This is a genomic window from Serratia sp. X10, assembly GCF_017811775.1.
Taxonomy (GTDB): domain Bacteria; phylum Pseudomonadota; class Gammaproteobacteria; order Enterobacterales; family Enterobacteriaceae; genus Serratia; species Serratia ureilytica.
Genome location: NZ_JAEIOH010000001.1, coordinates 453,081 through 471,756 on the forward strand (window position 1 = coordinate 453,081; position 18,676 = coordinate 471,756).

Annotated in this window: 17 protein-coding genes; 8 read left to right on the forward strand and 9 right to left on the reverse strand. The window is 59.9% G+C overall.

Going from position 1 to position 18,676, the window contains the following annotated elements:
* Positions 1-40 precede the first annotated feature (40 nt).
* From potD to J9788_RS02395, 5 genes are all read right to left on the reverse strand, one after another.
* Positions 41-1,084: a spermidine/putrescine ABC transporter substrate-binding protein PotD gene (gene potD / locus J9788_RS02375; protein WP_046899330.1), complete on the reverse strand. Its 1,044-nt coding sequence runs from the start codon at positions 1,082-1,084 to the stop codon at positions 41-43.
* 226 nt (positions 1,085-1,310) lie between these two features.
* Positions 1,311-2,093, reverse strand: coding sequence for a spermidine/putrescine ABC transporter permease PotC (gene potC, locus J9788_RS02380; RefSeq protein ID WP_046899331.1), 783 nt, complete (start codon positions 2,091-2,093; stop codon positions 1,311-1,313).
* Entirely contained in the window at positions 2,090-2,950 is an 861-nt protein-coding gene (gene potB, locus J9788_RS02385; protein WP_033642771.1) for a spermidine/putrescine ABC transporter permease PotB, read from the reverse strand. The genes potC and potB overlap by 4 nt, the downstream gene beginning before the upstream one ends.
* Complete coding sequence (gene potA, locus J9788_RS02390; protein WP_046899333.1) at positions 2,934-4,049, reverse strand: spermidine/putrescine ABC transporter ATP-binding protein PotA; 1,116 nt, start codon at positions 4,047-4,049, stop codon at positions 2,934-2,936. The genes potB and potA overlap by 17 nt, the downstream gene beginning before the upstream one ends.
* Positions 4,050-4,057: 8 nt before the next feature.
* Positions 4,058-4,348 carry a hypothetical protein gene (locus tag J9788_RS02395; protein ID WP_182264629.1) on the reverse strand — a complete coding sequence of 97 codons (291 nt, stop codon included), beginning with the start codon at positions 4,346-4,348 and terminating at the stop codon, positions 4,058-4,060.
* A 57-nt stretch (positions 4,349-4,405) separates the two neighbouring features.
* Between J9788_RS02395 and pepT the strand changes: the two genes are divergently transcribed.
* From pepT to J9788_RS02420, 5 genes are all read left to right on the forward strand, one after another.
* Positions 4,406-5,635, forward strand: a complete 1,230-nt coding sequence (gene pepT / locus J9788_RS02400; protein ID WP_046899334.1) for a peptidase T — start codon at positions 4,406-4,408, stop codon at positions 5,633-5,635.
* Positions 5,636-5,933: 298 nt separating this feature from the next.
* Entirely contained in the window at positions 5,934-7,070 is a 1,137-nt protein-coding gene (locus J9788_RS02405; protein ID WP_182264628.1) for a tail fiber domain-containing protein, read from the forward strand.
* A gap of 92 nt (positions 7,071-7,162) precedes the next feature.
* Positions 7,163-9,289, forward strand: coding sequence for an S-type pyocin domain-containing protein (locus J9788_RS02410; protein WP_182264627.1), 2,127 nt, complete (start codon positions 7,163-7,165; stop codon positions 9,287-9,289).
* Positions 9,289-9,546 (forward strand): hypothetical protein, encoded by a 258-nt coding sequence (locus J9788_RS02415; protein ID WP_015377593.1) that lies wholly within the window; start codon positions 9,289-9,291, stop codon positions 9,544-9,546. Before J9788_RS02410 ends, J9788_RS02415 begins: the two co-directional genes overlap by 1 nt.
* A 262-nt stretch (positions 9,547-9,808) precedes the next feature.
* Positions 9,809-10,897: a malate/lactate/ureidoglycolate dehydrogenase gene (locus tag J9788_RS02420; protein ID WP_182265105.1), complete on the forward strand. Its 1,089-nt coding sequence runs from the start codon at positions 9,809-9,811 to the stop codon at positions 10,895-10,897.
* A 40-nt stretch (positions 10,898-10,937) separates the two neighbouring features.
* Here the strand turns inward: J9788_RS02420 and J9788_RS02425 are convergent, their stop codons facing one another.
* From J9788_RS02425 to phoP, 3 genes are all read right to left on the reverse strand, one after another.
* Complete coding sequence (locus tag J9788_RS02425; RefSeq protein WP_046899336.1) at positions 10,938-12,059, reverse strand: cupin domain-containing protein; 1,122 nt, start codon at positions 12,057-12,059, stop codon at positions 10,938-10,940.
* Between the two features lie 84 nt (positions 12,060-12,143).
* Entirely contained in the window at positions 12,144-13,601 is a 1,458-nt protein-coding gene (phoQ, locus tag J9788_RS02430) for a two-component system sensor histidine kinase PhoQ (protein ID WP_033652118.1), read from the reverse strand.
* 5 nt (positions 13,602-13,606) lie between these two features.
* Entirely contained in the window at positions 13,607-14,278 is a 672-nt protein-coding gene (gene phoP, locus J9788_RS02435) for a two-component system response regulator PhoP (RefSeq protein ID WP_004941169.1), read from the reverse strand.
* Between the two features lie 378 nt (positions 14,279-14,656).
* Here phoP and J9788_RS02440 point away from each other — a divergent pair, with 378 nt between their 5' ends.
* Entirely contained in the window at positions 14,657-15,676 is a 1,020-nt protein-coding gene (locus J9788_RS02440) for an ADP-ribosylglycohydrolase family protein (RefSeq protein ID WP_182264626.1), read from the forward strand.
* Between the two features lie 4 nt (positions 15,677-15,680).
* On the opposite strand, the gene J9788_RS02445 is transcribed toward J9788_RS02440, so the two are convergent.
* Positions 15,681-16,445, reverse strand: coding sequence for a GntR family transcriptional regulator (locus J9788_RS02445; RefSeq protein WP_046899337.1), 765 nt, complete (start codon positions 16,443-16,445; stop codon positions 15,681-15,683).
* 139 nt (positions 16,446-16,584) lie between these two features.
* Here J9788_RS02445 and J9788_RS02450 point away from each other — a divergent pair, with 139 nt between their 5' ends.
* Both J9788_RS02450 and J9788_RS02455 read left to right on the forward strand, forming a co-directional pair.
* Positions 16,585-18,099, forward strand: a complete 1,515-nt coding sequence (locus J9788_RS02450) for a PLP-dependent aminotransferase family protein (protein WP_182264625.1) — start codon at positions 16,585-16,587, stop codon at positions 18,097-18,099.
* 116 nt (positions 18,100-18,215) lie between these two features.
* The gene (locus tag J9788_RS02455) at positions 18,216-18,668 is read left to right on the forward strand and encodes a GNAT family N-acetyltransferase (RefSeq protein ID WP_033652064.1); all 453 of its coding nucleotides are present in this window, start codon (positions 18,216-18,218) and stop codon (positions 18,666-18,668) included.
* The last annotated feature ends 8 nt before the right edge of the window (positions 18,669-18,676 follow it).

Consider the following 18,676-nt stretch of genomic DNA (forward strand, 5'->3'; position numbering starts at 1 on the left):
TCAGGGCGCAATGCGCGCCCTGATGGGATGGCGGGGCGTGTTAGCGCCCGGCTTTCAACTTTTGGAAGTAGCTTTCGTACAGCGTGCTGGCGTCGCCGACGTCGTTTTGCCACTCGCCGTGCTCAATCACCGCCTTATCCGGGTAGAGTGACGGGTCGTTGGCGATCTCCGGCGACAGCAGCTTTTTCGCCGCCAGGTTCGGCGTCGGGTAACCGATGGTTTCCGCCACCTGCACCGCGATTTCCGGCCGCAGCAGGAAGTCGATCAGCTTCAGCGCCCCCTCGACGTTGCGTGCGTTGGCCGGAATGGCCAGGCTGTCCATCCAGAAGATCCCGCCTTCCTTCGGCCAGACGATCTCCAGCGGCGTGCCGGCCTGGCGCGCCACGAAGGCCGAACCGTTCCACACCATGCCGACGTTGACTTCCCCTTCCATAAACGGGTTGCCCGGGTTGTCGGAGTTGAAGGCCAGCACGTTCGGCATCAATTTTTGCAGTTCGCGGTAGGCGGCTTCGATCTCTTTCGGATCGGTGGTGTTGCCGGAATAACCCAGCTTGAGCAGTGCCATCTGGAACACTTCGCGCGCATCGTCGGTCAGCAGCAGGCGGCCTTTGTACTGCGGTTGCCACAGATCGGCCCAGGAGGTGACGGTGGACGGATCCTGCGCGTCGCTGTTAACGCCGATGGCGGTGGCGCCCCAGATGTAAGGAATGGAGTAGTCGTTGTTGGGATCAAACGGCTTGTTCAGCAGGGTAGGATCAAGATCCTTGAAGTGGCTGAGCTTGCTCTTGTCGATTTTTTGCAGCATGCCTTCCTTGCTCATCTTGGCGATGAAGTAAGTGGAAGGCACCACCAGATCGTACGCGCCGTCCTTGTAGGTCTTCAGCTTGGCGTACATGCTTTCGTTGGATTCATAGGTGGAATAAATCACCTTGATGCCGGTTTCTTTGGTGAACTGCTCCAGCAGCCCCGGTGGGACATATTCAGTCCAGTTATAGAAATACAGCGTTTTGCCGTCAGAGGCGTTTGCAGAGCAGAAACTCAGCGCCATCATCCCGGCTGCGAGCAGATGTGACCACTTTTTCATGCAGCGTATCCTTCAGCAGTAGTGAGCCGAACCCGTATGAGCCGCCGTTTTCGGCCGCGCCATACCCCAGAAAGGGGCCATTATAGGGGCCGGGGCGGGGTGGGTAAAGGCGGTTATCCCAGCGGCAAATCAGCGGGTTAACCGAGTCAGGGCCATCACCAAAGGCCGCTTTCATATCATTGTGGTCAATGAAAGAGACGGGCGCCGCAGCGCCCGGCGGGAAGGATTACTCGGCCTTGGGCGAGCGATCGCGCATCACCCACTGGCTGGCGATCACCAGCGTCAGCGACAGCAGCAGCAAAATGGTGGCCAGCGCGTTAACCTCCGGCGAGACGCCGACTTTCACCATCGAATAGATCTTCAGCGGCAAAATCTCGTAGCTCGGTCCGGTGACGAAGGAGGAGACCACCACGTCGTCCATCGACAGGGTGAAGCTCAGCAACCAGCCGGCCGCTACCGCCGGCAATGCCAGCGGCAGGATGATCTTGCGCAGAATGGTGAACTCGCTTGCGCCGAGATCGCGCGCGGCTTCCAGCATCTTCACGTCGAAGCCTTTCAGGCGCGCGTAGACGGTCACCACCACAAACGGCAGGCAGAAGGTGATGTGCGAGAACAGCAGCGACCAGAAGCCGAGTGAAATGCCCAGCAACATGAACAGCACCAGCAGCGAGATGGCCATCACGATGTCCGGCGACATCATCACCACAAACAGCATGCCGCCGACGAACGGTTTGCCGCGGAAGCGGTAGCGGTACAGCGCCACCGCGGTCAGCGAGCCGATCAGCGTGGCGAAGGTGGCGGAGAGCACCGCCATGGTCAGCGAGTGGCCCGCGGCCTGCAGCAGGCTGTCGTTATTCAGCAGCGTGCTGTACCACTTGGTGGTGAACCCTTGCCAGTTGATGCCAAAGCGCGAGGCGTTGAAGGAGTTGACGATCAGAATGACGATCGGGATATACAGATAGGCGTATACCAGCGTCATAAAGCCGCCGCGCAGCAGACGTCCGATCATGCCAGATCCTCCTTCTTGTTCAGCAGGCGGGCGGCTCGGTAATAGACCAGCAGCAACAGCCCCATCACCAGCGTCAGGCAGATGCTGGTGGCCGCGCCGAACGGCCAGTCGCGGATGTTGAGGAACTGGCTTTTAATCACGTTGCCGATCAGCAGATTCTTGGCGCCGCCCATCAGATCGGCGACGAAGAACAGCCCCATCGCCGGCAGCACCACCAGCAGGCAGCCGGCGATAATGCCCGGCATGGTCAGCGGCACAATGATGCGGATAAAGGTTTGCAGCTTGCTGGCGCCGAGATCGCGCGCCGCCTCCAGGCAGGATTTATCGAGCTTTTCGATGCTGGAGTAGAGCGGCATCACCATAAACGGCAGCAGGATATACACGAGGCCGAGGATCACCGCTTCCGAGGTGTACATGATGCGCAGCGGCTTGTCGATGACGCCGATCCACAGCAGCGCGTCGTTGAGATAGCCGCGGGTGCTGAGAAACAGCTTCAGGCCGTAGATGCGGATCAGCGAGTTGGTCCAGAAGGGCACGATCAGCAGAAACAGCAGCAGCGGCCGCACCTTCTGCGGCAAGCGCGCCAGAATAAAGGCGAACGGATAGCCGATCACCAGGCAGCACAGGGTGGCGATCAGCGCCATGTTCAGTGAGTGCAGCAGCACCTGGGCATACAGCGGATCGAACAAGCGCCGGTAGTTATCCAGCGTGAACACCATCTGCACCAGGTTGGCGTCATCACGGGTCAGGAAGCTGGCGCCGATGATCATCAGGTTCGGCATGAACACGAACAGCAACAGCCAGGCGACGACGCCGACGATCACCACATTCTGGAAGACTTTACGCGATTTCTTCATCGGCCAGCACCACCTCCCAGCTTTCGACCCAGGTCACCGCCATCTTCTGATTGAGCGAGTGATCGACGTCCGGATCGTCTTCGTTGAAGAACTCGCTGACCATCACCGTTTTGCCGTTCTCCAGCTCGACCACCGACTCCAGCGTCATGCCTTTGTAGTTGCGCTCACGCACGTAACCGATCAGCCCGTCGTGCTGCGCGCTGTCGTTCACTTCTTCCACCCGCAGATCCTCCGGGCGCAGCAGTACCTTCAGCTTTTGGCCCGGTTCTACCGGCAGATCGGCGTAGATGTCGCACTCGCGGCCTTCCACGTTGGCGCGCACCCGCTGCGGATCGAGGCGTTGCAAGACCACCGCGTCGAAGATGTTGATCTCGCCGATGAAGCTGGCGACGAACAGGTTTTTCGGCTCTTCGTAGATCTCACGCGGCGTGCCGTCTTGCTCGATGCGGCCTTCGCGCATCACCACGATGCGATCCGACATGGTCAACGCTTCTTCCTGATCGTGGGTGACGAACACGAAGGTGATGCCCAGCTTGCGCTGCAGCGCTTTCAGTTCGTTCTGCATCTGCTTGCGCAGCTTGTAGTCCAGCGCCGACAGCGATTCGTCCAGCAGCAGCACTTTCGGCTTGTTGACCACCGCGCGGGCGATGGCCACTCGTTGCTGTTGGCCGCCGGAGAGCTGGCCCGGCCGCCGCTTGGCGAACGCATCCAGCTGCACCATGCGCAGCGCCTCTTCGACGCGCGGCGTCAGTTCGGCCGCCGGCACCTTTTGCATGCGCAGGCCGAAGGCGACGTTGTCGAACACCGACATGTGCGGAAACAGGGCATAGCTCTGAAACACGGTGTTGACGTGGCGATGCTCGGCCGGGATTGCGGTGATGTCCTGGCCGTCGAGCGCGATGCGGCCCCGATCGGCGTCTTCCAGACCGGCAATCAGGCGCAGCACCGTGGTTTTGCCACAGCCGGAGGGGCCTAGAATGGTGAGAAATTCGCCGTGATTAATCGTCAGATCCAGATCGGCAATGATGGTTTTGCCATCGAACGCTTTGCTCAGGGCATGCAGTTCAACAAGGGGTGCTCGAGAGGATGTCTCAGTCATTTATCGTCTTACTCTATCCCGTGGGCTAATGCAGATAGAACCGCAACTGGAAAAGACTGCCGGAGCTTGCGGGTATGCCCGCGATTCAAAAGAAGCTCAAACCAGTTGCGCCAATGGAAATTTTTCGAGCGCGCATGATAGACGCTGAATGCCGGAATTGAAAGCCGATCCGGCCCAGATGCCGCGTTTTTCATCATGATAGCGACAAATGACCCTGTGATGACAGCGTTATTTCCCTCTGAAATCATCACAAAGATTAATGATATTGGCGAATTCTGGTTAAAAATGACCTGACGCAATATTTGATCCTGATCGGTTCAGCATAATGAAACGCGATATTCTGAGGGGCCGCTACCATGGATAAATTACTTGACCGCTTTTTCAACTACGTCTCTTTCGACACCCAGTCCAAAGCGAACGTAAAGCATGTGCCGAGCACCGACGGGCAGTTGAAGCTGGCGCGCGCGTTGCAGCAGGAAATGATCGCGCTCGGCTTCGAGCGGGTGTCGCTCAGCGAGCACGGCTGCGTGATGGGCACCTGGCCGGGTAACGTCGCCTGGCCGGTGCCGGCGGTCGGTTTTATCGCCCATCTGGATACTTCGCCGGATTTCAGCGGCAAACACGTCAATCCGCAGATCGTCGAGAACTATCGCGGCGGCGACATTGCGCTCGGCATTGGTGATGAAGTTCTCTCGCCGGTGATGTTCCCGATCCTGCACCAGATGTTGGGGCAGACCCTGATCACCACCGACGGCAAAACGCTGCTGGGCGCCGACGACAAGGCCGGCATCGCCGAGATCCTCACCGCCATGGTGCGCCTGCGCGCGCGCAAAATCCCGCACGGCGACATCCGCGTGGCCTTCACCCCGGATGAAGAGGTGGGCAAGGGGGCGCAGCTGTTCGACGTGGCGGCCTTCAATGCTGAATGGGCTTACACGGTGGACGGCGGCGGCGTCGGTGAGCTGGAGTGCGAGAACTTCAATGCCGCCTCGGTGACGATCAAAATCCTCGGCAACAGCGTGCACCCCGGCAGCGCCAAGGGCGTGATGGTCAACGCGCTGTCGCTGGCTACCCGCATTCATCAGGCGCTGCCGGCGGACGAAACGCCGGAGACCACCGAGGGTTACCAGGGCTTTTACCACCTCAGCAGCATCAAGGGCAGCGTGGAACGCGCCGAAATGCACTACATCCTGCGCGACTTCGAGCGCGAGGGATTCGAGGCGCGCAAACGCAAGATGGTGGATATCGCTCGCGAGGTCGGCAAAGGCCTGCCGCGCGATTGCTATATTGAAGTCAGCATCGAAGACAGTTATTACAACATGCGCGAACAGGTGGCGGAGCATCCGCACGTGATCGCGCTGGCGCAGCAGGCGATGCGCGACTGCGACATTATACCTGTGATGAAACCGATCCGCGGCGGCACCGACGGCGCGCAGCTGTCGTTCCGCGGCCTGCCGTGCCCGAACCTGTTCACCGGCGGCTACAACTACCACGGCAAGCACGAATTCGTGACGCTGGAGGGCATGGAGCAAGCGGTGGCGGTAATCATGCGCATCGCGGCGCTGGCCGCCGAGCGGGCGCGGTAAACCCCTTCGTTCCCCGGCCGGCTTGCGTCGGCCCGCATTCCCTTTTCTGATACGCCCGGCGGGCTCAGCGCGCCCGCCGTTTTCTTGTCGTTCCCTGCCTCATTGTTGTCCCCTTCACCATACAACCCGCGGTGAGGGAATCCCGTTATCCTTCGATATAGAGTGCTGGCTATGCATACAGTTTTCTGTGTGCTTAACCGGTTTTACAGCTTCGGTGCGGTGAGCCCAGTGGCCAGGGAATGTTGGGGGAATGAGCGCTGTTAACCGCCATAAAACAGGACGTAAGAGGGTAACAATCATGGCAGAAGAAAAGAAAAATGCTCAGGTGATTAACGGCGTTAACGACGATATTGCCGAACTGAAATCGCTGTCTACGCTGCGCCAGCGCGTGGTCAGCGACGGTGAAATCGTCTCCAAATCGGCCAACGGTTTTCGGCTGGCAAATGGCAATACCGGCGTGATGCTGCGCAACGACGGCGAAGCTTTTTACCTACTGACAACCCAGGCTGGACAAGCTCAAAACGGACAATGGAACACCTTGCGTCCTTTCGCTTTCAGCCTGGCTTCCGGCAGGGTTGCACTCGGTAACGGCGTTGATATTTCCGGTGGGGCGATGGTATCGCATAATGCTGGCATCTCCACCGTGACCACCGGTCCAGCACCACTTATTAATGGGCAAGTCTATGATGCGGCCGCCGTACATACCAATTTCACCAGCGGTAACGTCACCACGACCATGCTGATGGGGTCACGCGTGGTCGCCGGCAAAGAGGATTATGGCCTGCTCTCTTACCGCGATTGGCAGGGAAACTGGAACGAACTCCAGGTCAGGCCGAATGCGGAACTGTCTGTGGGCCAACTGACTAAACGTAACCCCGATGGATGGATTTGGATTAGCGGAAACAAAAATAATAACAATGCCGAGCGGGTGACCAACGGGCTACATCTGCAGGGCGCCGGCGATCTGTTCACCAATCTCTACCACTATGAACGTATCGGTCAGCACCATTTTATGGGGGTCCATGTTGGTAATGGTGGTGCCAATGGCTGGTACGAATTTCGTCATGATGGCAACGCATTTGCCAACGGCGCCTGGCACAGCAGCTCCGACGCCCGCATGAAAACGGACATCACCCAAATTGCCGGCGCATTGGACAAGCTGGCCAATATCGGCGGCTACACCTACCTCAAACAGGGCGTGCCGGAGGCCGGGGTGATCGCTCAGGAAGTGGAGAGCGTATTGCCGCAGTCGGTAACCCAAACCGAATTGAAGCTCAACGACGGCAGCGTGCTGAAAGATGCCCGGGGCATCAATATCAACGGCGTGGTGGCGCTGCTGGTTGAGGCGCTTAAGGAAGAGCGATCGGCTCGAGAAAGGCTGGAAGCGCGGTTGGCGGCGTTGGAAGGCATGATTTCAACGTCTCAAAATGCTTGAGTCACGGCCAACTGACGGGATTTTCAACGGAGTAATTATTGCGGCTGAATAAAGCAATATTTGCTCCGCCTGTCTCGAACAAGGAGAAAGATATGGGCGGATTTAACTATGGCGGCGGAAAAGGGGATGGGACTGACTGGAGTTCTGAAAAAGGAGATACTCCCGAACCCGGTGGCGGCTCCAATGGCAATGGCGGTCGAGACAGTGGCAACGACAACTCTCAGGCGGGTGCTTTCCAACGCCAGATGACCGCAGTGCTGAATGATCCGGCGATTAAAAACATGCTGGCGGATTTGCAAAAGCGGGCTCTGCGCATTAGTCCATCGGCGAAAGTCGAGTTAGTCAGTGTAGATGCGCGCGGTCTGTTGAGTATAAGACTTTCGGGTATGCGTCGTGAGCAGTCTCTCGCCGTAGAGATGGCTTTTCAGTCAGTGCGACCGCAAATAGAAAGAGATTCAATATTTTCAATTACCGCCGACGCGGGCACAGTAAATGAAAAGACGTTTTACTCAGGAAAGGTTGAAACCGGTTACCGACTCGGTGATTACGAGCGAGGGCCCAGTGGTAACAATGGTGATGCCAATACGGTGGCGGAAAACAACGTCACGTTTAGTGCCTATTCATCTGTTCTGCAAGGGAAGATACCACCGGGCTATTGGCTGAATAACAATAAAGTCATGACCGAGGTTGTGATTGAGTATGAGATTAACGGTGGGGGGAAAGGAGACAGTCGGACGGGATACCGGAAAACCACAGTAGAAGTTCCTTCGCTCACCCGTGCTTACCAACAGTGGCAACAGATGCTCAGAGATGTCGCTGAGGAACAACGCAAAGCTGAGGAGGCCCGCAAAGCCGAAGAAGCTCGCAAAGCCGAAGAGGCTCGCAAAGCCGAGGAAGCCCGTAAGGCTGAAGAGACCCGCAAGGCGGAAGCAGCAAGAAAAGCGCTATTCGCCAAAGCGGGGATTCTGGATGCACCGGCCTATTCCCCAGAAAAGCTAAAAGCGGCCAATGCGGCGCTGGCGGCAGCAGGTGCCATGGTGCTCAACCGTGCGCCCGCGATGTTGCAGACGTCGATGGTCGGGCAAGGTGTGATGACGACCACGAGCGAACTGGCCGGCTGGGCAGCGAGCGCGTCGTGGCGGGCGGCCTCCGAAGTCGGCAGTATACGCGCCGGCACCGCGGTCGCCGCCGGATCGGTGCTGGGGGCTTTTGCCCTCGGCTTCTACCCGACGGAGGCCGGAGCCGGGAGTGCCCAGGTGCCCGGGCGGGATGTCAATCTGTTTGCCCTCCAGGCGAGCCTGGCGGCGGCGGGCCGGGCGACTATCCAGCCCGGCATGACCTCGGTCGATTTGCCGGTGCGCGGGTTTATCACCACCGACGACGACGGGAGACAGAGCGTCAACTTTGTCAGGACGGGCGTTGGCGGCGTATCGCCGAGCGTGCCGGTATTCAGACCCGTTCGCGATGAGCTGACGGGGCTGGACAAAATCACGCTGCCGGCGGTGGCAGGCGCACCGGCCAGAACGATACTGATCAACCCGGTACCGACCGGGCCGGCAGCGCCGGCGCATACCGGCAACGGCTCACCGGGGCCTAAGTCGCCAGTGCATACCGGCACCGGCATCAGGCAGGCGGACAGCATCGTGGTCACCACCTTCCCGGCGGATGTGGTGCAGGATCTGCAAGATTTTATCCTGTGGCAGCCGGATGCGACGGAGATTGGTGTAGAGGCCATCTATGTGATGGTGAGCAAGCCCTATGGTGAAACCAACGCCAGGGGCAAATACAGCGGTCGTGAATACAACACCAATAAAGCCGGAGGCCCCATTCAGAATCTGGATTGGAAAGGGGCCAGCATCGACCGTGCCGGCGTGGATAAGGTGAAGCTGCATACTGGGCGTTTTGAACAGACTCCGGAAAACCAAGTGATGATTGACCGTTTGGATAAAATCTTGAAAGGGGAGCTACAACCAACTGACACTGATAGGCGATTTTATACTCATGAAATCAGAGAGTTGGAAAGGTACAGGAATCTTGGCATAAAAGATGGTGAGGTTCCGCACAGTGTTCAAGAACAGAAGGCCGTATGGAATAATACACATACTGCTACGCTTGAAGACTATAGAATAAATGAAAAAGAACAGGCACTTTATACAGATGGGGCCCTACAAGCCGCATATGAACAGGAGCTGAAAGATGCTATGGGAGGGAAGAAATAATGCCTTTAAAAGATATCGTTAAAAATGAAAGTGTAGAAGATGTGCTAACTTTTTTGGGGCCGACCTCTGATTACCGTAAATTGGATCGTCTATATACCTATAATCGCTTTGATGCAATTTCCAGCGGGGAACTCTCTTCTACTTACGATGCATTATTCCAAAAAGGGGTGCTTCAAGATCAAAATGGAAAAGTAGTTAAAGGCCCCAATTGGAAAGAGCCGAAATTCGTAACTGAGAAAAAATACGGTATCGAATAGCCATAGTTATGGTCTGATTAGTGCATCTTTAACCCCCGGCAAACGAAATTTTGTTGGGGGTTTCTTTTTTGGCTGGTGGGGCGCCATAACGCGAGCCTTTATGCCGGGTGGCTAAAGTAGCGGCGCCCGCTCTTTTCGTCGCCTGGGCTAACGTGCGGATACCATAGTTAAAACGGGACGCTTGCGATCGGCATAATCGCTTGCCGTAACAAGGCGTTGCTCATAGTGTTGAAGCCTATTCCCCACGCATAAGGACCGCATGATGAGCACCGAATACCGTATCGCCAGCCCGCATTTGGCGCAGTTCGTTCAGGCGATTTGGCGCCAGGCCGGCAGCACGGCGCGTGAAGCCGAGCTGGTGGCCGACCATCTGGTGCAGGCCAATCTGGCCGGGCACGACTCGCACGGCGTCGGCATGATCCCCAGCTACATGGCGTCGTTGGCGCAGGGGCAATTGCAGCTCAATCAGCATGCCGAGGTGGTGCGCGACGCCGGCGCGGTGCTGACGCTCGACGGCGCGCGCGGCTTCGGCCAGGTGGTGGCCAGCGAAGCGATGGCGCTGGGCATTGAACGCGCCGGCAAGCTGGGCCTGGCGGCGGTGGCGCTGCACAACGCGCACCATATCGGCCGCATCGGCCATTGGGCGGAACAGTGCGCCCGCGCCGGTTTTATCTCGATTCACTTCGTCAACGTGGTAGGCGATCCGATGGTGGCGCCGTTCGGCGGCAGCGATCGCCGCTTCGGCACCAACCCGTTCTGCGCCATTTTCCCGCGGCCGGGCCGCACGCCGCTGCTGTTGGATTTCGCCACCAGCGGCATCGCCTTCGGCAAGACCCGGGTGGCTTATAACAAAGGCTTGTCGGTGGCGCCGGGCTATCTGATCGACGAACAGGGGCGGCCAACTGCCGAACCGAAGGTGATGCATGAAGCGCCGTTCGGTTCGCTGCTGCCGTTCGGCTTGCACAAAGGCTATGCGCTGGCGGCGATGTGCGAGATCTTCGGCGGCGCGCTCTCCGGCGGCCGCACCACCCACGACGCCACGCTGAAAGCCGACAGCGACGCCATCTTCAACTGCATGACGACCCTGATCCTCGATCCTCAGGCCTTCGACGCCCCGCAAATGCAGGCCGAGGCCGAAGCGTTTATCGGCTGGGTGAAGGCGTCGCCGCCGAGCGGCGAACAGCCGATCGCGGTGCCGGGAGAATGGGAAGAGGCCAACCGCGCGGCGCGGCTGGATCAGGGCATACCGATAGACGCCAATACCTGGCGGCAGATTTGCGCGGCGGCGGAGCAGGCGGGCATGGCGAATGAAGCGCTGGCCGGTTTTCGCGCGCAGGCGCGGCAAGCATAAAAAAGCCACCCGATGGGGTGGCTTGTTCGCGTACTCGCAATCAGTCGTTAAAGTACCAATAGCCGCTGTTGACCAGCGCGGTCAGCAGCGCCAGGAATGACGGATCGTCCACCGCGTCGCCGAGCAGGGCGGCGTCAACGCTGAAGTGCTGGCACAGGGCGTCTGCGGCCTGCAGCTGGTCGGTGTCGATCAGTTCGCCGTTGACGAAGCAGCGATCGCCGATGCGCAGCACGCGCAACCCGCCCAGGCGCTGCAGCGCTTCACCCTGTTGCAGCAGTTCGTAGATTTCCCCGGCCTGATACGGCGGCTCCGGCGGCGCCAGATCCAGCTCGTGGCGCGATTGGGAGATAAACTCGCCGAACCAGTGCTGGAAGTGTTCCGGCTGTTGCACCAGATCCAGCATCATCTGCCGTAAGGCGTCCACTTCCTGCGGCAGGATCTCCGCCGGGTGTTCGCGCAGTGTAACGTCCGGATCGCCGTAGCGTTTGCTGCCCAGCTCGCGCGCCAGCACGTAATCGGCGAAGCCGCTCACCAGCTCGCGGCCGTTCGGCGCGCGGAAGCCCACCGAGTAGTTGAGCGCGTTTTCCAGCGCGTAACCTTCATGCGGGAAGCCCGGCGGAATGTAGAGAATGTCGCCCGGCTCCATCTCTTCGTCGATGATGGCGTCGAACGGCTCTACCTGCAGCAGATCCGGGTGCGGGCAGTGCTGTTTCAGCGGCGTTTTTTCCCCAACGCGCCAGCGGCGGCGGCCAGTGCCCTGAATGATGAACACGTCGTACTGATCGAGGTGCGGGCCGACGCCGCCGCCCGGCACCGAGAAGGAGATCATCAGGTCATCCATCCGCCAGTCCGGCAGTTGGCGGAACGGGCGCATCAGCGCGGCGGAAGGCTCATGCCAGTGGTCCACCGCCTGCACCAGCAGCGACCAGTTGTTCTCGCTCAGGTGATCGAAGCTCTCGAAGGGGCCGTGCGCGACCTGCCAACGTCCATCCTGGTGGCTGACCAGGCGGCTGTCCACTTCGTTTTCCATCGCCAGCCCGGCCAGCTCATCCGGGGAGATCGGATCGATAAAGTTTTTGAAGCCGCGCTTCAGAATCACCGGACGCTTTTGCCAATAACGTTGCAAAAAATCGTTCCAGTCCAGGTCTAATTGATAATCCATGTTCTATTCCAGGATAGAGGAGTGAGCCTGAGTGCGATTATAACGGAAGTTTGGCCCCGTGGATCGGGGCCGCAGAGGCATAATTTACTCGTTGTGGTGGGTATCGTGCTGGCGGGCGAAGGTGACCTGCATGCGCGCGCCGCCGAGCGGGCTGTCGCTGATGACGATTTCGCCGTCGTATTGCTCGATGATCTCCGCCGCCACCGACAGGCCAAGGCCCTGGCCGGGACGCAGGGTATCCACCCGCTGGCCGCGCTGGAAGATCAGCTGGCGCTTGCTTTCCGGGATGCCCGGGCCGTCGTCGTCGATGACGAGGATGAGGTTTTTCTCGGAGTGCAGCGAGGTGATTTCCACGAACTCGAGGCAGTATTTGCAGGCGTTTTCCAACACATTGCCCATCACTTCCATAAAGTCGTTCTTCTCGCCCATAAAGGTCACTTCCGGCGAGATGTCCAGCGTGATCACCACCCCTTTGCGCTGGTAAACCTTGTTCAGCGCCACCACCAGGCTGTCGAGCAGCGCCGGCACCGAGTGGATCTCGCGCGTCAACACCGTCTGGCCGGAGTTGATGCTGGCCCGATGCAGGTAGTAACCGATTTGCTGAGAGATGCGCCCGATCTGATCCAGCATGATCGGCTCGGCTTCTTCGATGGTGGTCTGCTTGCCGCTGCGCAGCGAGCGCAGGGTGCTTTGCAGCACCGCCAGCGGCGTTTTCAGGCTGTGGGTCAGATCCGACAGGGTGGTGCGGTATTTGGTGTAGCGCTGGCGTTCGTTGCGCACCAGAATGTTCAAATTGCGCACCAGGCCGCGCAGTTCGCTGGGCGGGTTCTCATCCAGTTGATCGCGTTCGCCGTTCTCCAGCTCGCCCACCTGATTGACCAGCGCCTTGATCGGCCGCAGGCTCCAGTAGGCCGCCAGCCACAGCAGCGGCACCACCAGCAGCAGGTTGGCCAGCAGCACGTAGCTGAACCACTCCCACACCACGTCTGAGCGCTGCAGCTCCTGCGGAATGCTGTCGACCACCACGATGGTCAACGCCGGCAGCCGCGCCGTGGCGGCATAGGTATTGACCGCCACCGAGTGCGTCAGCGCGTTCTGATCGGTATCGTCATAATTCTTCAGCTGATCCTGCGCTTTGGGGTTGTCCCCCAGCACTTCGCTACTGATGCGGGTATCGGTGTCAATTTCGTAGAAGCCGGACTCCTCCAGCCATTCCTTGTTGATCAGCTTCTCCAGCTCCGGCACCTTGCGCTGGCTCCACAGCAGGTTGCCTTTATCGTCGTAGATAAACACCAGCGTGGGAAAATTGAGATCGATATCGGGAGGAATGGCGATGGTGAGCTTGTTGTCTTTCCACTGCGCCAGGCTGAAGAACAGGTTGCTTTCGCCGCGCAGCAGACGGAAGGCGGTCTTGTCGAAGCTGACGATGTAGCCGACGACCGCCACCAAACCGTAAGAGAGCGACAGCGCCAGGATCACCCCGGCGGTCGCCATCAGGAAGCGGGCGCGCAGCGAAAACGGTTTTTTATTCTTGTTGAACATCATGTTCACTTCGCGTCAAAACGATAGCCCTGGCCACGTACCGTGGTGATCACTTCATGCGGGTATTCCGCCTGCACCTTCTTGCGCAAGCGGCCCATCAGCACGTCGATGGTGTGGCTTTCGCGCAGTTCGGCATCCGGGTAAAGCTGCAGCATCAACGAATCCTTGCTCACCACCTTGCCGGCGTTGCGGATCAGGGTCTCGATGATGGTGTATTCAAAGGCGGTCAACTTGATCTGTTGATCGTTGACGCTCAGTTCGCGGCGCGACAGATCGATCTGGAACGGCGGCAGCACGATCACCTGCGATGCCAGGCCGCTGTTGCGGCGCATCAAAGCCTGCATGCGGGCGATCACTTCTTCCAGGTGGAACGGCTTGGTGACATAGTCGTCGGCGCCGGCTTCCAGCACCGCCACTTTGTCCTGCCAGCTTTCGCGGGCGGTCAGCACCAGGATCGGCAGCTTGGTCTGGTGCGCGCGCCAACGGCGGATCAGGCTCAGGCCGTCTTCGCCCGGCAGGCCGAGATCGACGATGGCGATATCCGGCGCATGCTCCTGCAGGAAATAATCGGCTTCCTTGGCGTCTTCAGCCGCATCGACCTGATGGCCCATCTCGCGCATCTGAACGGAAAGGTGGTGGCGCAGCAAACCATTATCTTCAACAACCAGTACTCGCATGGCGAACTCCTGTGACTGTGCGGGTGAATGTCCTGTCACCCACGCGATAAAAGGGAACACGCTCTGCGGCGTGTCAGGGGATAACGCGGCCACCTGAACCATTTTGGCAAAAAATGCTGAGGTTATGGTAGGTATAACCCGCCCGGCCCGCAAGAGAGCCGAAGCAATGTATTAAAATAAGCGTTATCAATTTGTTCGCCGACATTATCGACAAGCTCTGATAAACGTCGGATAAACAGCGGCGGGGCAACGTTAAACGCAACTTAAACGCGTCGGGCATTGCCGCGAAAGGAAAGTGTGAACCGGGGAGCTTGATAAGCTTTAAAGGTACTAATAAGGTATTATTGAGGTATCGGCATATTTTCTCAGGAGCGATGGATGAAGCAATTAACCCAGGCAGAACGCATAGCGGGCGCATTTTACGGACAGATGCTGGGCGACGCGCTCGGCATGCCTTCCGAGCTGTGGCCGCGCGAGCGGGTTAAGCGCCACTTCGGCTGGATAGACGGCTTCCTCGATGGGCCGGCGGAGAACTCGGCCGCCTGTTACTTCAAGGCCGGGCAATATACCGACGATACCTCGATGGCGTTGGCGCTGGCCGATGCGCTGCTGGAAGCGGAAGGCGAGGTGGTGCCAGAACTGATCGCCCGCAACGTGATCCGCTGGGTGGACAGTTTTGACGCCTTCAACAAGAACATTCTCGGCCCCAGTTCCAAACTGGCGTTGAGCGAGCAGAAAGCGGGCACGCCGATCGCCGCGTTGGAAAACAACGGCATCACCAACGGCGCGGCGATGCGCATTTCGCCTTTGGGCTGCGTGCTGCCGTCTGCGCCGCTGGAGGGATTCTGTCAGCAGGTGTGGCTGGCCTCCAGCCCGACGCACAAATCCGACATCGCCGTCGCCGGTGCCGTGGCGATCGCCTGGGCGGTTTCGCGGGCGGTGGAAGGGGCGGACTGGGCCTCGATTCGCCTGGCATTGCCGGGCGTGGCGGAGTATGCCCAGCGTCGTCAGGTGACGACGTTCAGCCCTTCGCTGGCGGCGCGCATCGAGTTGGCGTTTCAGGTGGTGGATGAGGCGGTCGATCCCGAACAGGCATCCGAGCGGATATATCAACTGATTGGCGCCGGGGTGAGCACCATCGAGTCGGTGCCGGCGGCGCTGGCGATGGTGCAGCTGGCGCAAACCGATCCTACCCGTTGCGCCGTGCTGTGCGCCAACCTGGGGGGCGATACCGACACCATCGGCGCGATGGCCACCGCTGTCTGCGGCGCGCTGCACGGCGCCGAAGCGATGGATCCTGCGCTGCTGGCGCAGTTGCAGCGGGTGAATCCACTGGACGTCGAGGCGTATGCCCAGGCGTTCGTGCGTTTTCGCCGCCGTCGGCAGGGCGAGGCGTAACGGATCAGCTTTCGCTGGTAAACTCGTACATGTCGCTGCGGCAGAAGCTTTCGCTGTATTCGATAGGCTTCTTGCGGTGGTCGAACAGCGTCTGGCGCACGATCAGCAGCGGCATCGGTTCTGATAATTGCAGCGCCCGGCGGATGTCGTCATCGGCCATGGCCGCGCTGACCTGGCTGCGCAGCGATCCCATCTCCACGTTATTTCGGCGGAAGTAGTCATAGAGCGAGATGCCAATCTCGTCGACGTTGGCAATCGCCGCCGCCACCACGTAGGACACCGCCACCGACATCGGTTGCCGATCGATCAAGTGAATGCGTTTGAGTTGATAGATCGGCGTTCCGGTCGCCAGCTGGAGCTTTTCCGCCAGTTCGGCGCTGGCCGGCACCCGTTCGCGGCTGAGCCATTGCGTGTCCGGCCGGCGCCCTTGTTGCATCACCTCGCGCGAGAACCCTTTGACGTCCGCTAATGAATAGTGCAGCTTCGGCGCGGGCCGTTGCGCCTGGATGAAAGTGCCGTAACCGCGTGAACGGCCGATGATGCCGTCTTGCTCAAGACAGGCCAGCGCTTTGCGCACCGTGATGCGCGAGATGCCGAGCCGTTCGGTAAACAGACGCTCGCTGGGCAGGAAATCCCCCGCGTTCAGCAATCCTTGCTCGATGGCCTGGCGCACCGAGGCGTTAAAGCGCAGATACAGCGGCATCGCGCCCGCGCTGGCCAGATCCTGCAGCAGTTTTTCCAGCAGACGCTGGTTGGTCTCCTTGCTCATAGCCGACGGAAATCCTGTAGCCTCAATGCAATGGCTTATTTAAGGGGATTTCGCCGGGCAGCGCAACTGCCGCCGCCGAGGGGATGAAATAAGGTAGAGTAGTGTGCAATCGCCCCGAGTTTGGAGAAACAGACAGCCCATGAGTGACCACCCATCCTGCGCGGACGACGCGGCAATCCTGACGGCCTTCACCCAGCAGCGTCAGCAGGGGCTGACCCGACGTTCGGCGCTGCATCAGGCCCTGTTGCGGCTCATCACCGCCGGGGAACTGCCGTGGCGGGCGAAGCTGCCGCCCAGCCGCGCCTTGGCACCCCGGCTGGGGGTGGCGCGCGATACGGTGGAGCAGACCTACGCGCGGCTGGAGGCGGAGGGATACATCAGCCGGGCGGTGGGGCGCGGCAGCTATGTTCGCTATCGCTGCGATACGCTGCTCGGCCGTGAACTGCTGGCGACGCAGGCAGGCCAGGAGGCGCAGTTGGCGGAGCGCGAGCTAAGCGATCGCGGCCGGGCGCTGCTGGCGGTCAGCCATACGCCGCACACCAGCCGTCAGGCGTCGCTGACGCCCTCGCTGGCGGATCTGCGGGCGTTTCCCATCGATTCGTGGCTGCAGTGGGAAAAGCAGGCGCTGCGGCGGCACGGCGAGCGGCTGTTGGGCTATGCCGATCCGCAGGGCTTGCCGGAGCTGCGTGCGGAGATCGCGCACTATTTGCAGCGGGAGCGGGGCGTCAAGGCGACGGCGGAGCAGGTGATCGTGGTCACCAGCTCTCAGCAGGCGTTGGCGCTGTGCACGCAGGTGCTGTTCGATCCCGGCGATGCGGTATTTGTCGAAGAGCCGGGTTACCAGGGGGCGAAAAAACTGGTGCAGTCGGCGGGGCTGCAGGCGCGGCCGATCGGCATCGATGAGCAGGGGCTGGACGTCGGGCAACTGATGCAGGCTTCGTGCGGCGGGCGGGGCGTTTACATCACGCCGTCCCATCATTACCCGCTGGGATACTCGCTGAGTCTCGAGCGGCGCTTGGCGCTGTTGCAGTGGGCCCAGCGCCGGCGGGCCTGGATCATCGAAGACGATTACGACGCCGAGTTCAACTACGATCGACAAACCAAGGCGGCGCTGCAGGGGCTGGACAGCGGCGGTCGCACGCTGTACATCGGCACCTTCAGCAAGACGCTGTTTCCGGGGCTGCGCATCGGTTTCATGATCGCGCCGCCGCAGCTGGTGCGGCCATTGGTCGCCGCCAGGCAGTTTCAGGACGGCTACACGTCGGCGTTGGCGCAGATGACGCTGTTCCACTGCCTGCACGAGGGCGGCTACGCCGAGCATCTGCGCAATATGCGCACGCTGTACAAGGCGAGGTTGGACGTCCTGTACGACGCGGTGCATCGGCATCTCGCGCCCTGGACGCGCCCGGCCTTGCCGCAGGGCGGCCTGCAGCTGGTTTGCCCGCTGGCGGATGCGGCGACGGAGCGGCGGCTGGTGGCGGCGGCGGCCGAGCGGGGAATACGATTGTACGGCCTGGCGGATTTCTACACCGGCGCGCCACAGCGCGGGGCGCTGGTGCTCGGTTTCTCGGCCTATGCGCCGGACGAGATCGTTCGCTTTATCGCCACGCTGGCTCAGGTGTTCAGCGCGCTGCCGCGGGAAAACGGCGGTTAAAATTGGTCTGCTCGGCGTTTTGAATTGGTCCGTATTACACCGTCGCTGCGCGGTGTATTCTGCCGCTATTCGGTTATTTCCCTAATGGAAATAATATCTTAACCCCGTGAGGCGCTATGAACCCATCAAATCGTGAAGTGACTATCCGCAGAATCAATGGCGACGACAGAGCGCAATGGCTGGCGTTGTGGCAGGGCTATCTCGACTTCTACCGCGCCGACGTGGCGCCGCAGGTGACCGATCGCACCTTCGAACGGTTGGGGCAGGATGAACAGGTGTACGGGCTGGTGGCGGAGGATGCCGACGGCCGGCTGCTGGGGCTGATGAACCTGGTATTCCATCCGTCCACCTGGAGCGCGGTGGGCTATTGTTATATCGAAGATCTTTATGTGTCGCCGCAGGCGCGCGGCCATAAAGTGTCGGAAAAACTGTTCGAACAGGCGTATCGGCTGGCGGAGGCGCGCGGCAGCGATCGGGTCTATTGGATGACTCAGGAGTACAACGCGCCGGCGCGTTCGCTGTACGACAAAATCGGCAGAAGAAGCTCGTTTATCGTTTATACCCGTTAACCGCAGGA

Coding starts and splice junctions, on each gene's coding strand:
- J9788_RS02440 (WP_182264626.1), top strand. CDS start 14,657: ATGAAGCAATTAACCCAGGCAGAACGCATAGCGGGCGCATTTTACGGA.
- phoP (WP_004941169.1), bottom strand. CDS start 14,278: ATGCGAGTACTGGTTGTTGAAGATAATGGTTTGCTGCGCCACCACCTT.
- J9788_RS02420 (WP_182265105.1), top strand. CDS start 9,809: ATGAGCACCGAATACCGTATCGCCAGCCCGCATTTGGCGCAGTTCGTT.
- pepT (WP_046899334.1), top strand. CDS start 4,406: ATGGATAAATTACTTGACCGCTTTTTCAACTACGTCTCTTTCGACACC.
- potD (WP_046899330.1), bottom strand. CDS start 1,084: ATGAAAAAGTGGTCACATCTGCTCGCAGCCGGGATGATGGCGCTGAGT.
- J9788_RS02415 (WP_015377593.1), top strand. CDS start 9,289: ATGCCTTTAAAAGATATCGTTAAAAATGAAAGTGTAGAAGATGTGCTA.
- potC (WP_046899331.1), bottom strand. CDS start 2,093: ATGATCGGACGTCTGCTGCGCGGCGGCTTTATGACGCTGGTATACGCC.
- potB (WP_033642771.1), bottom strand. CDS start 2,950: ATGAAGAAATCGCGTAAAGTCTTCCAGAATGTGGTGATCGTCGGCGTC.
- J9788_RS02445 (WP_046899337.1), bottom strand. CDS start 16,445: ATGAGCAAGGAGACCAACCAGCGTCTGCTGGAAAAACTGCTGCAGGAT.
- J9788_RS02450 (WP_182264625.1), top strand. CDS start 16,585: ATGAGTGACCACCCATCCTGCGCGGACGACGCGGCAATCCTGACGGCC.
- J9788_RS02410 (WP_182264627.1), top strand. CDS start 7,163: ATGGGCGGATTTAACTATGGCGGCGGAAAAGGGGATGGGACTGACTGG.
- phoQ (WP_033652118.1), bottom strand. CDS start 13,601: ATGTTCAACAAGAATAAAAAACCGTTTTCGCTGCGCGCCCGCTTCCTG.
- J9788_RS02405 (WP_182264628.1), top strand. CDS start 5,934: ATGGCAGAAGAAAAGAAAAATGCTCAGGTGATTAACGGCGTTAACGAC.
- potA (WP_046899333.1), bottom strand. CDS start 4,049: ATGACTGAGACATCCTCTCGAGCACCCCTTGTTGAACTGCATGCCCTG.
- J9788_RS02455 (WP_033652064.1), top strand. CDS start 18,216: ATGAACCCATCAAATCGTGAAGTGACTATCCGCAGAATCAATGGCGAC.
- J9788_RS02425 (WP_046899336.1), bottom strand. CDS start 12,059: ATGGATTATCAATTAGACCTGGACTGGAACGATTTTTTGCAACGTTAT.